Genomic DNA, 12,178 nt, shown 5'->3' with positions numbered 1-12,178 from the left:
CCACAATGTTCGAACCCGTACCGCAGTCGGCCGCCTGGCAGCATCGCGGCGCGCGCACCGGTTTCGAGATCGCCTACTTCAAGGTGACCGAGAGCGGCGTGCAGATCGATGGATGCACCACGGCGGTCGAGGACGGCCGCGCGTGGGCGGTGGACTATCAGCTCACCCTCGACCCGTCGTGGCACACCCGGCGAGCCAGGGTCGCGACCCGGCGTCCCGGCGGCTGGCACACGGTCGCGCTGGACACCGATGGCGCGGGCAATTGGACGGTCGACGGGGTGCCGCACGCCGGGCTGAGCGGTTGCCTCGATGTCGATCTGGCGGCTTCGGCACTGACCAACGCGTTCCCGGTGCACCGGCTCGGCCTCGACGTCGGCGCGGCGATCGATGCGCCGGCGGCCTACGTGCACGCCGTCGGACTGGAGGTGACCCGGCTGGAGCAGGTCTACCGCCGGATCGCCGACGACGGTTCGCACCAGCGGTTCGCCTACCAGGCACCGCAGTTCGATTTCCGCTGCACGCTCACCTATGACGAGTCCGGTTTCGTCCTCGACTACCCGGGCATCGCGATACGCGCCCACTGACCCGGGGGCGCGCGGCGAAACCCCCGGCGACTAGGGTCGATGCCGATGAGAAGGCGGCAGCAACCGCCGTTGCCGAAGCGGCACGGCCTGGACCCGGCCCGGCTCCGGCTGCCGGAGGACGGCGACTGGGCGACGATTCGCGACCATTTGGTCGAGCGGCTGCCCCGGGTGGATCCGGCCCGGATCGATGAGTTGCTGCGCGACGGCGGGATCGTGGATCTCGACGGCCCGATCAGGCCGGACGCGCCCTATGTTCCCGGCGGCGCGGTGTGGTTCCACCGCGACCTGCCGGTCGAGACGCCGGTGCCGTTCGATCTCACCATCGTGCACCGCGACGACGACCTGCTCGTCGTGGACAAACCACACTTCCTCGCGACCATTCCGCGCGGCCAGCACATCCTGCAGACCGCGCTGGTGCGCTTGCGCCGCGACCTCGAGTTGCCGGACCTGATCCCGGCGCATCGGCTGGATCGGGTGACGGCCGGGCTGGTGCTGTTCATCATCAACCCGGCGCGGCGCGGGGCGTATCAGACGATGTTCCACAAGCGGACCGTCTTCAAGGAGTACGAGGCGATCGCGCCGTACGATCCGGCGCTGAACCTGCCGCGCGTCGTGCGCAGCCGGATCATGAAAGAGAAGCATGTGCTCGCGGCGCAGGAGGTCGAGGGCGAGCCCAATGCCGAGACCTCGATCGAGCTGGTCGAGCATCGCGACGGGCTCGGCCGGTATCGGTTGCGCCCGTTGACCGGCCGGACCCATCAGCTGCGGCTGCACATGAACGGCCTCGGCGTCCCGATCCTCGGCGACGACTTCTACCCCGTACTGACCGACAAGCCGGTCGACGACTTCACCCGGCCGCTGCAGTTGCTCGCCGCGTCGCTCGAGTTCACCGATCCGATCAGCAACGTGCCACGCCGCTTCGAGACCACCCGCAAGCTGCAAGCCTGGACCGACCCGGTGGGATGGGCCGGCTGACAAGCACTGGCAGTCAGCCGGCCCGGGGCGCCCGCCGCGGTGGCTCAGGCCACGTCGGGCGCGGCTCCTGTAACTGAAACAAGTTCTAGTCACAGTAACCGGTGCCACGCGCCACCACATCGAGACCGATGGATCCGGCCGATTCGGGTATGCCGACCACAAATGACCGACCACGCGGCAGGCCCGGCACCCATCCGTACACTGGGCGGGATGCTCGCACAGGACCTCGCGGAAACCACTCCGCCCCGCCACAAATTGCATGCATATGCCGACGTGGCCGTGGTTGTCGTGGTCCTGGCGGGGACCAATCTGATCGCGCACTTCACCACCGCCTGGGCCAGCATTGTGACCGTGCCCGTGGCCGCCCTCGTGCTGCTGGCGTTGATGCGCCGCCGCGGCATGAACTGGCATGAATTCGGCCTCTCCCCCCGGCATTGGCGACGCGGCACGCTCTACGCGCTCGGCGCGGTCGGCGTGGTGCTCGCGGCGGTGGCCATCGGGGCGGCGCTGCCGATCACCCGGCCGTTCTTCCTGGCCGATCGCTACGCCACCATCTCCGGCGCGCTGATCGCCTCGATGATCGTGATTCCCTTGCAGACGGTGATTCCCGAGGAGCTGGCGTTCCGCGGCGTGCTGCACGGCACGCTCGATCGGGTCTATGGCGCGCGCGGCGTCTTCGCTGCCGGATCACTGCTTTTCGGGTTGTGGCACATCGCCTCGTCGCTGGGTTTGACCAGTAGCAATCGCGGGCTTTCCGGATTCGTCGGCGGTGGCGTCATGGGGCAGATCATCGGGATTCTGCTCGCCGTCGTCGCCACTGCGGCCGCCGGTGTCGTATTCACCTGGCTGCGCCGGCGCAGCGGCAGTCTGCTGGCGCCGATCGCGCTGCATTGGTCGGTCAATGGCGCGGGAGCGCTGGCTGCTGCCATCGTTTGGCATACCACTATGAATTGAGCGGCCGCGGTGGTCGATCGCGCGCTTTTCTCACCACGCACGCCGCCGAAATCGTGCACGTCGCATAGGAATTCCCGCCTTGTCGGCCGCCGCTTCAGGCGCTAATTCAGCTCGGGTCCAACGGCGTGTTGCTTTAAGCGGCGTGTCACGCGAACGTCCGAGATATTCGCACTGGTTTTCGAGCGTCGGCATTGACCTCGGCCGGTGGCCGGTTTAGCCTCATTGCGATCACACATACGTTCGAGCAAGTAGGTCTGCTGACGATCTGCTCCGGGAAGGCTCGCGATGCGCGACGAACAATCCACCGGTAGTTCCGAGATCGCCGCGTTGGCGCAGCGGGTCGAGACGGCCCGTGGCAAATTGCCGCTGCAGCACGATACGGCGCTGTTCGAGGTGTTGTCCGAGGGGGAAATCGGGGCGGAACGCGAGCTCGCGGAATGGGTTCGGGCGCAGCGGCGTAAGCAGCGGCGGCGGGCGGTCGAAGAAGAGCTGGCCACGGAGAAGCGAGATCGCCGGACGGCGGCCAAGATTCGGCGAGCCGACGAGGCGGACGAGCGGTGGCATCGGCGGGCGCTGGCCGCGCGGCGGCGGGTGTCCAGCGAGGACGCGCGGCTGGCCCAGCTCTACCGGCGCGCCGAATGGTCGTCGCGGGCGCTGATCGCCGTCGTCGTGCTCGGTATGGTGTGGGCGGGTGTGAACGTGCAGCACAACCTGGTGCCCAGCGGCGACATGTCCGATCCGCTGTACTGGTTGAGCTACGGGATCGAGGCGATGATCTCGATTCCGATCATCACCATCATGGTCGCCGCGACCACCGCCGCCCGCTGGGGACGCGAGCTCGCCCGCGGCAAGGTGATCTTCTTCGAGACCGCGCTGCTCGGCACCACCATCGCGTTGAACGCCGGGCCGCATGTGGCCACAGGTTCGTGGGGGCGCGCCGCGGAATACTCGATCGCGCCCATCATGGTCGGCGTCGTGATCTGGTTGCACGCATGGGTTTCCGCGCGTTATGCGCTACTCATTGATGGTGCGCCGGTGGTGGACCGGGACACTACGGTTCGGCATCGGGTCAGCGAACGGGATTCACGGGTCGGGCTCACCGTCGATGCGCCGGATGATCGGCGGTGGTTGCTCGGTGGGGCCGATTCCTACGAGGCGACGGTCGCTGCTCGGGTGCCTGGAGCCGAGCGGGTGGACGCGGGGCCGATGGGTGTCGATCGGCAGTCGGCGGAATCGCGGAGCGGTGAGGCGGATGCGGTGACCGCGCCGACGGCCAACGGGCATGCGGTGCCTACGTTCTCAGCCGAGAGTGCCCACCGGCCGACCCAGGCCCGCGCTGACGATTCTCGCCCTGCGGCCAATGGTCATGCCGTGCAATCAGTTCCGGCTGACGATCAGCGGGAACCGAATTCGGCGCCCATAGCTGGCCGTGCCCCCACCAACGGCCATACCGCAGCGCCGTTCTCGGCCATCAACGGCCATCCGCTGCCCGTCGAGTTGCGCGACCCGCGTACCGCGCTGCCCATCGACAGTGCGCCCGCCGCGACCAACGGATCTGTTCTGCACGCCGATTCGGCCAACGGTGCACCTCAGGACACAGCCGCCACCTCGAGCCCCACCGGAACAGCCGCGCAGCCGCCTTCCCGCACCGTCGCGTCCAGCAACGCCCATCCGTTCGCGACCAACGGCCACGCCGTGACGAACGGCCGCGCGGTCTCCGACGACGAGCGCACCGCGTCAACGAATGGCCAGCCGGTCAATGGTGCCGTCCGCACCACACCCAGCAGCGGCGACACCGCACACACCAACGGACGCGCTGTCGCGCCGCCGAACGGCCAGCCCACACACAACGGGCACGCGATGCCGCTGTTCCCGATAGACGACATGCCGCGTGAACCCGCCGATTCCGGACCCACCGCCCCGGCACCCGGGCCCATCGCAGACGCGTCGCTCGGCGACGAGCCAGAAGAGCCTCACCCTGGTGACCCCATTCGGAAGGCCGCAGCAACGATCGCCGACACTGTCGCACAGGCGATCTCGGGGGAAACGGTTTCTCGCCCCACCACCAGCCGCCGAAAGTCGGCCGCCGCAGGCATCTCCGATGCCGAGATCGAACAACTCGTCTTCGAGGAGAACCCGGAACCGCCGCGCCCCAGCCAGCGCGCCGAGCCCGCCAGCATTGTCGGGCGCGCTCCCATGGCGGACATGGAGCAGGAGCTCCTGGACGACGAGGACGAGATCGATGAGGACGACGAAATCACCGCTCTCGCACACGAGATCGCCCGTCGCGGGATGTCGAATCTCTCCGTCGAGCAGCTCGCCGAGATCCTTCGGCTCGCCGACGAATCCTGGCTGACTCCGGGCATTGCCAATGAGGTCGGCGTCTCCCGTGCGGCCGTAGCCCGTGCGGTAGAGGCGGGGATCAAGGTCCGCCGCCCGTTCGCCATCAGCGGCTGATCGCGCGCGGGTCGTTCCCGCTGGACAGCAGCAGGGCTGCCCGCCGGAGTGACCGGAGGGCAGCCCTTTTCCGCTCGGCACGATCAGCGTGCGGTCGGCGCCGTCACCTCGCTGGTGGCGTGCGCCCTTCGCTCCGCGAACGCACCAGGCTTCTCGTCACCGTGCCCCGGCCACCACGCACGGTGCCCGAGCAACGCCGTCAGCGCCGGGGTGAAGAACATCGCCATCACAAAGGCCGCGATCCCGATGCCGACGGAGATGGCGAACCCCATCTGCGAGAGCACGTTGTTGCCCGCCAACATCATCGAGGCGAAGGTGCCCGCGAGGATCAGGCCCGCGGCCGCGACCGTCGGACCCGTGTGCTGCAGACCGAGCGCCGCCGCCTGCCGCGGATCGCGCCCCTCCCTGGCCTCTTCGCGCAACCGGGCCACCATCAGGATGTTGTAGTCCGTGCCGAGCGCGACCACGAACAGGTACATGATCACCGGCAGCGTGAAGATCAGGCCGGTCTCCCCCTGGAGGTGCTGGAACACCAGCACCGCGGCGCCGAGCGTGGCGGCGAAGCCGAGGAACACCGACGCCATCAGATACCACGGCGCGACCAGACTGCGCAGCAGCAAGGCCAGCACGATCATGATCAGGATCGCCGCCACCGGGAACACGATCGCGTAGTCGTGGTTCATCGCGTCCTGGAAGTCGACGAAGATCGCCGTCATCCCGCCGACGGCTGCGGTCGTGCCGGCCGGCGCGGCCGCATGTGCGGCGTCGCGCAACGGATTACGGACCGTCTCGATGGCGGCGTCCGACTCCGGTGCGGAGGTGAGCGTCACCTGGAAGTTGGCGGTTGCCTTGTCCGCGGACAGCTGCGGCTCCGCCACCTGGCCGACGCCGGGCACCGCGATCAACGCTGTCCGGTAGGTCGCGAGCTGATCGCTGGTCAGCGCGCCGTTGTCGGCCCGCAGCAACACGTCCGACGGCTGGGTGGCGCCGGCGGGCATGCCCTTGAGCAGTTCCTTGTTGTAGACCACCGATTCGGACGCATCCGAGGTCGAGCCCGAACTCAGATCGAATGTCGGATTGAAGCCGACGGCCAGGATGCCCAGCGCGACGAGCAGACCGCCGGAGACCACCGCGAAGGCGGCGGGACGACGGCCGAGCGCCGCACCGAGTGCGGCGAAACGTGCACCCTTCGGCTCCGCCTGCCACGCCTTGGACGGCCAGAACACCTTGGTACCCAACAACGAAACCACGGCCGGGACCAATGTGAGACCGGCCAGCAGCGCCACCGCGACCGCGATGGCCAGCGCGGGACCGAGTGCCCGGAACATGCCGAGCGTGGACAGGGTCAGTGCCATGAACGCGATGATCACCGCGGCCGCTGCGGAGGTGATGGCCTCGCCGACCCGGGCGACGGCGCTGACCATGGCGGTCTTCGGATCTTCCCCCGCCCGCAGCCGTTCCCGGTAGCGGAACATCAGGAACAGGATGTAGTCGGTGCCGACGCCGAACAATACGACCAGCAGGATGGCGTTCACCGAACTGTCCACCTTGAGGTCGAAGGCCTCGGCCGTCATCGCGATCAGCCCACCGACCAGACTGGAGACGGCGCCGATGGTGACGATCGGCAGCAGCGCGATCACCGGGCTGCGGAAGATGATCAGCAGCAGCACGAGGATCAGGACGATCGTCGCGACACCGATGATCGCCATGCCTTTCTCGCTCGACTCCATCTGATCCAGCATCTGCGCCGCCTGACCGGTGATGCCGGCCTTCAGTTCGCCGCCTTGCACTTCCGTCTTCAGCGCGTCACGCAGCGCCTTGACCGCGTCGTTCTGCGTCGTGTCGCCCGCGCTGGTCACCTTCGTCAGCTGCACCGCGATCACTTGGATCAGCCGGTTCTCCGACGGCGGAATCGGCTGCAGCCCAGTGACATCCTTGATGTTGGCCGCACTGAGTTTTGCGCCGACGGACGCCACCGCGGCCGTATCGCTGTCGCTCAACTGCGCTCCGTCTGAGCGGGCGAAGACGATCAGCGCCGCGGGCGCCGCACTCTGCGGAAAGGCCTTCTGTTGCATGTCGAGTGCCTGGATCGACTCGTAATGCGAAGGCAGGAAGTCGGATTGGTCGGTGGTCGATTTGAGTTGCGGCGCCGTCGCCACCACACCGACGATGATGAGCAGCCACAGGCCGATCACCTTCCACGGATGGTGCACGACCAACTGCCCGAGTCGAGCAAACATGGGACTGAGTCCTTTCGGTATCCGAGCTGCCGCTCAGATGTCGAGATCCTCGATGGGAGGGTGCGCGGAAGTGTCGGTGAGTGTGCGAAAGATCTTGGCGGGCACCCGCTCCCGCAGTTCCTCGAACGAATCCACCACCTCCAGCGTGCGGTCGCCCCAACTCTGATTGTCCAGGTCCACCCCGCCACGCCAGTTCTTCTTCTGCATCTTCTTCAATTCCTTGACCCAATCGGCCACCACCGAAAAATCGGTCCACTCCGCACTTTGCTTGTGCACCACGTACTTCCCTTTACGGCTCAGATAGACCCGGACCAGCTCGACCCCGGCCTTGGTGACCTGCGTCGACTCCCCCACCCGCCGCCCGGCAAACCGCTGCACCCGCCCACTCCCGGGCCCCACCTTCAGCACGACTTCCCCAAATCCCTCCGGGTCCGCCTTCTCGAAGTCGACACCCCCCTCGACCACAACCGCCTGCACCGATTCACTACTCATGACGACTCCATCCATACGTAAATGCGCATGCACGCATCGATCCAGAACGACGGGCCCCTCATTCGCCCCGCCGGCCCAGATCCTCAGTCAATTTCCCCGGGCCACTGCACACCAGCACCCGTCGCGATCACTATATGTAGATGTATACGTATAACGCAAGACCTGGTGAAAACCTGACCCCACCACCGATCACCACGGGTCAGCGGGACCTCGCTCGCCCACGACACGGGGACTACCACAGCGGAGTCGTCAGATACGCGAAACCTGTTGTCGACCAGTTGGTTTCGAAGGACGAACCACTGGAATCCCCTCATGCCGAGGCGGGCATTCAGCCACTCATGGCCGAACTACCCACTGCCACAACAGTTCGGTCGAACAGCTCCGATCGGAGGCACATCCGACAGCGGCCCCTGACCGCGATGTCTCGAATACCGGCCGAGGCTCAGGCGCCGACTTGGCTCGGTTGTTTGTCGACGGCTGGGCGGCGGCGGTTGTGCAGGGCGAGGAGGAGGGGGATGCCCAGGCCTATGCCCAGTCCGAGTGCGGCAGCGGCGCCGAAGCCTGCGGGGAAGCCGCCCGCGTCGATGGCGATGCCCGCCATGGAGCTGCCGATGCCGTTACCGAGGGTGAGGGCGGCGCTGTGCCAGCCGATGGCTTCGCCGCGGCCGCCTTCGGGGACGATTCGGCTCATCTGGTCGATGGAGGCGGTAATCGTTGGGGCGCAGAATAATCCGGCGACCAGGCCGGTGATGGCGAGGGAGATGGGGCCGACGGCGAAGGCCATCGGCAGGGTGACGGCCCCGAGCGCGGCGAGCAGGAGGTAGGTGGAGATCTTGCGGTGCAGCGCGCCGTAGGTGAGGCCGCCGACCACCGAGCCGAAGCCCCAGACGGCGAGGACGACGCCGAGCCATTTCTGCGCGTCGAATTCGCGGATGGCGGAGACGAAGGTCAGTTCGGAGCCGGCCAGGACGGCGATGGCCGCGCTCGCGCCGACGCACAGGGCGACGAACTCCAGGCGGAACCAGCTGCGGCGCGGGACGGCGACGGCGTTCGCGCGGTCGGCGTCCTGGGCGGAGCGCAGTGGCGGATTGCGCACCCAGAGCAGGATGCCGGCGAGCACCAAAGTCATTTGCACGAAGAACAACACCATCGTGGTCGACCAGATGCTGGCGGCGGCGACGCCGACGATCGGCCCGACCATGAAGGCGCACTCGACCGACACCGACTCCAAGGCGAGCGCGGGCTGCCGGTTCTGCTCGGTCGTCGCGGCGATGACCGCCTGCCGGACGACGGTGAAGATGGGGACGTCGAAGAGTCCGGCGATCGCGGCGAAGATGAGCAGCGGCACATAGTCGACGAACGGCGCGATCGACCAGCACACCGCGCCGACCAGAATGGACGGCGCGACCGTGCGGCGCAGTCCGAATCGATCGAGCAGGCGCCCGCGCCATGGCCCGCTCAGCGCGATGCACACGGTGGCGATGGTGCTCAGCACACCTGCCTGCACGTAGGAACCGTGCAACGTCTGCACGACGTGGAGTGCGAGCAGCACGGCCCCGGCGAAGAACGGGATGCGCACCAGCGCCCCGAGCAGCAGTACGTTGCGCACATCCGCACTCGCCAAAACCACCCGATAGGACCGCACCAACCGAGCTTGTCACGCGATACCGACAAGCCGCCACCGATTTATCCCATGAATTTTGCCGCTGCCACTTGCTGCCCAATGATCAAGCAGTAGTTGACATTTGCGCTCGGCCGTCGGGCCGGTTCAGCCAGCGAGACCCGCGCGGTCGAGCAGGTAGTCGGTCATGGGTTCGTAGTATTCGGGGAAGACGCCGTCGTCTAGTGGGACGGTAACCGCGATCTTGCCTTCGGCGCGGCCCGCGAACAGGGCCGGGTCGTTGGAGTCCGCGAAGCCGACAGTGTCGATGCCCGCTTCGCCTGCGGCGCCGGCCCAGCCGTGGTCGGCGATGACGAGGTCGGGCCAGGGGTGCGGTTCGGGGCGGTCGCGCAGTTCTTGCAGCATCGCCTGCATGGGGTTCGGGTCGTGCGTGTGCTGCAATCGGCCGCCGGTGCTGAGCGCGGCAACGCCTGAGCTGTAGACGATTTCGCGAATCCGCGAGCCGTTCGCGGTGATGACGGGGTACGACCAGCCCGCGGCGGGGGTGAGCACCTCGCACCCGGCGGCGCGCAACGCGTCTTCGACTGCGCGGTAGACGCCCATGAGCGGCCCGGGGTGCCCGGTGGCCAGCAGCACCGTCTCGTGATTGCGCGCGGCCTGCCCGATTCTGGCGCCCATCTCGTCGAGGGCCTCGATGGTCAGATCCACCCCGATGGTGTCGGTGCCTTGCCGGTGCCGCGGGTCGGGGTTGACCCCACACAGCCGCGCCATCATGTCCAAGGTCTCGTCGAACGTCCAGTCCTTCAACGCCAACCCGAATTGGTACCCGGGATCCTTGGCGACCATTCTGCGGTAATGCGCCAGGTTTCCCTCGCGTGGCGTCGCGACATCGCCCGCTATCCGAGTCTGTAGCAAGTGCTTACGCAGCAGCGCCCGGTCGTATGGCTGCACCAACAATCCCACCTCCGCATCGGCCGGCACTGCTACCGAGGCCAGATGCTTCGACGCAGTGTTCGCCGTCAACACGACACTACAAGGACGGGCGCGACCGGCAACCGCAGTACGCGCCCGCCGGACTGTTCAGTTCTCGCCGCGATCTCCCGCGGGTCCGGATCTGGGCTACCCCGCTCGTTCGAGGAAGGGGTTGCGCACCTCCAGCCCGAGGAAGCTGCGGCCGTGTTGAAGATCTTCCGACAGTAGGTATTTCGCGCCGGACCAGGAAGCTGCCTCGATGATCAATGCGTCCCACCACGACACCATGTGTGTTTCGGCAAGAAATGAAGCGTTCATGATCACCAGCGGGTCGGTGTCGCGCGCGCACCATTCGCTGTAGGTCGCAATGACCCGGCGGGCCTTCGCTGGACTCATCCGTGGCGTCAACTTGCGCGTCGCCACGTTGTAGAACTCCTGCAGCACCTGGGTGCTGAGCAAACCGACGCCGCGACGCCACAGGTCCGCGAGGACATCTCGAGCGATCCGGTGCCGTTCCCCGGCTTCGATGTCGTGTGCGTAGATGAGGATGTTGGTGTCTATGAAGGTGCGCTCAACCGCGATCACGCGTACCTCTGCTCCCCTCGGTCGTAAAGCTCCTCTCGCGTCCACGTGACGCGCCCCCCGTGCCCTTCGGCCTCGGCCATCAGCTGGAGCGCCTGCTGTTTGGCGTACTCGTAGCGCTCGGCGTCTTGAGCGAGCTCGCGCAGGTACTGCGTCACCAGCGCGCTGACCGACGTGCCCCGTTGTACCGCAATCACCTTCGCGGAGGTGATCACCTCTTCATCGAGCTGGATCGTCAGATTACGTTTGGACATGCCACATGTATACCACGTGCGCCACGTGAAAGTAACGTGGATATCGAACTGCCGCGCGAAACGACGAAGGCCCGCCTCCCAACCGGGAAGCGGGCCTTCGCCTTACAGACCGAAAAGACCTACTTGGCCTTCTCCAGCACCTCGACCAGACGCCAGCGCTTGGTCGCCGACAGCGGTCGGGTCTCCATCAGCTGGACGCGGTCGCCGATGCCGGCGATCTCGTTCTCGTCATGCGCCTTCACCTTGGAGGTGGTGCGAATGATCTTGCCGTAGAGCTTGTGCCGGTTACGGTCTTCCAGCTCGACGACGATCGTCTTGGTCATCTTGTCCGAGACAACGTAGCCAACTCGAACCTTGCGGCTGGCGCGCTGCTGCTCTTTCTGTTCGCTCATGCCGCATCTCCCTTGTCAGCGGGTCCGGAGGCCAGACCGAGCTCGCGCTCGCGCATGACCGTGTAGATGCGCGCGATCTCGTGACGAACCACGCGCAGCCGACGGTTGTTGTCCAGCTGACCCGTCGCCATCTGGAAGCGCAGGTTGAACAGCTCTTCCTTGGAGTCGCGCAGCTTCTGCACCAACTCTTCTTCGGTGAGCTCGCGGAGCTCTGCGGCCGGTGTTTCGGTAGCCATCAGAACTGCTCCTCCCTGGTCACGATCCGGCACTTCATCGGGAGCTTGTGCATCGCGCGGCGCAGGGCCTCACGAGCGATCTCCTCATTGGGGTAACTCATCTCGAACATCACGCGGCCGGGCTTGACGTTCGCGATCCACCACTCCGGCGAACCCTTACCGGAACCCATGCGGGTTTCGGCAGGCTTCTTGGTGAGCGGGCGATCCGGGTAGATGTTGATCCAGATCTTGCCGCCACGCTTGATGTGGCGGGTCATCGCGATACGTGCCGACTCGATCTGCCGGTTGGTCACGTAAGCAGGCTCCAGCGCCTGGATCCCGAACTCGCCGAACGCCACCGAGGTGCCGCCCTTGGCCATGCCGGAACGACCGGGGTGGTGCTGCTTGCGGTGCTTGACCTTACGAGGCATCAGCATTGC

General features: G+C 66.7%; 13 protein-coding genes. 4 read left to right on the top strand and 9 right to left on the bottom strand.

Going from position 1 to position 12,178, the window contains the following annotated elements; genetic code table 11:
* Nucleotides 1-5 precede the first annotated feature (5 nt).
* The 4 genes from IBX18_RS13480 to IBX18_RS13465 all read left to right on the top strand — a co-directional run bounded on the left by IBX18_RS13480 (nt 6) and on the right by IBX18_RS13465 (nt 4,970).
* Nucleotides 6-584 carry a putative glycolipid-binding domain-containing protein gene (locus tag IBX18_RS13480; protein WP_194834028.1) on the top strand — a complete coding sequence of 193 codons (579 nt, stop codon included), beginning with the start codon at nt 6-8 and terminating at the stop codon, nt 582-584.
* Between the two features lie 45 nt (nt 585-629).
* The gene (locus IBX18_RS13475; RefSeq protein WP_194834027.1) at nt 630-1,559 is read left to right on the top strand and encodes an RluA family pseudouridine synthase; all 930 of its coding nucleotides are present in this window, start codon (nt 630-632) and stop codon (nt 1,557-1,559) included.
* 210 nt (nt 1,560-1,769) lie between these two features.
* Complete coding sequence (locus tag IBX18_RS13470) at nt 1,770-2,513, top strand: CPBP family intramembrane glutamic endopeptidase (protein WP_107660022.1); 744 nt, start codon at nt 1,770-1,772, stop codon at nt 2,511-2,513.
* 285 nt (nt 2,514-2,798) lie between these two features.
* Nucleotides 2,799-4,970 (top strand): hypothetical protein, encoded by a 2,172-nt coding sequence (locus IBX18_RS13465; RefSeq protein WP_194834026.1) that lies wholly within the window; start codon nt 2,799-2,801, stop codon nt 4,968-4,970.
* 83 nt (nt 4,971-5,053) lie between these two features.
* Here IBX18_RS13465 and IBX18_RS13460 read toward each other — a convergent pair whose 3' ends face one another.
* The 9 genes from IBX18_RS13460 to rplP all read right to left on the bottom strand — a co-directional run bounded on the left by IBX18_RS13460 (nt 5,054) and on the right by rplP (nt 12,175).
* The gene (locus IBX18_RS13460) at nt 5,054-7,210 is read right to left on the bottom strand and encodes an MMPL family transporter (protein ID WP_194834025.1); all 2,157 of its coding nucleotides are present in this window, start codon (nt 7,208-7,210) and stop codon (nt 5,054-5,056) included.
* Between the two features lie 33 nt (nt 7,211-7,243).
* Nucleotides 7,244-7,702: an EXLDI protein gene (locus IBX18_RS13455; RefSeq protein ID WP_194834024.1), complete on the bottom strand. Its 459-nt coding sequence runs from the start codon at nt 7,700-7,702 to the stop codon at nt 7,244-7,246.
* Nucleotides 7,703-8,144: 442 nt separating this feature from the next.
* Entirely contained in the window at nt 8,145-9,347 is a 1,203-nt protein-coding gene (locus IBX18_RS13450) for an MFS transporter (RefSeq protein WP_306796252.1), read from the bottom strand.
* Between the two features lie 123 nt (nt 9,348-9,470).
* Nucleotides 9,471-10,274: a phosphatase gene (locus IBX18_RS13445; RefSeq protein WP_194834339.1), complete on the bottom strand. Its 804-nt coding sequence runs from the start codon at nt 10,272-10,274 to the stop codon at nt 9,471-9,473.
* 168 nt (nt 10,275-10,442) lie between these two features.
* Nucleotides 10,443-10,880: a PIN domain-containing protein gene (locus IBX18_RS13440; protein WP_194834023.1), complete on the bottom strand. Its 438-nt coding sequence runs from the start codon at nt 10,878-10,880 to the stop codon at nt 10,443-10,445.
* The gene (locus IBX18_RS13435; protein ID WP_194834022.1) at nt 10,877-11,131 is read right to left on the bottom strand and encodes a DUF6364 family protein; all 255 of its coding nucleotides are present in this window, start codon (nt 11,129-11,131) and stop codon (nt 10,877-10,879) included. The genes IBX18_RS13440 and IBX18_RS13435 overlap by 4 nt, the downstream gene beginning before the upstream one ends.
* A gap of 119 nt (nt 11,132-11,250) precedes the next feature.
* Nucleotides 11,251-11,523, bottom strand: a complete 273-nt coding sequence (rpsQ, locus tag IBX18_RS13430) for a 30S ribosomal protein S17 (protein WP_107654117.1) — start codon at nt 11,521-11,523, stop codon at nt 11,251-11,253.
* A complete protein-coding gene (gene rpmC / locus IBX18_RS13425; protein ID WP_039822417.1) occupies nt 11,520-11,759 on the bottom strand; it encodes a 50S ribosomal protein L29 in 240 nt (79 codons plus the stop codon). Before rpmC ends, rpsQ begins: the two co-directional genes overlap by 4 nt.
* Nucleotides 11,759-12,175, bottom strand: coding sequence for a 50S ribosomal protein L16 (gene rplP / locus IBX18_RS13420; RefSeq protein WP_025347180.1), 417 nt, complete (start codon nt 12,173-12,175; stop codon nt 11,759-11,761). The genes rpmC and rplP overlap by 1 nt, the downstream gene beginning before the upstream one ends.
* Nucleotides 12,176-12,178 lie beyond the last annotated feature (3 nt).

This window comes from Nocardia sp. XZ_19_369 (assembly GCF_015355715.1).
Taxonomy (GTDB): Bacteria; Actinomycetota; Actinomycetes; order Mycobacteriales; family Mycobacteriaceae; genus Nocardia.
This window is presented reverse-complemented; position numbering and strand designations above follow the sequence as displayed.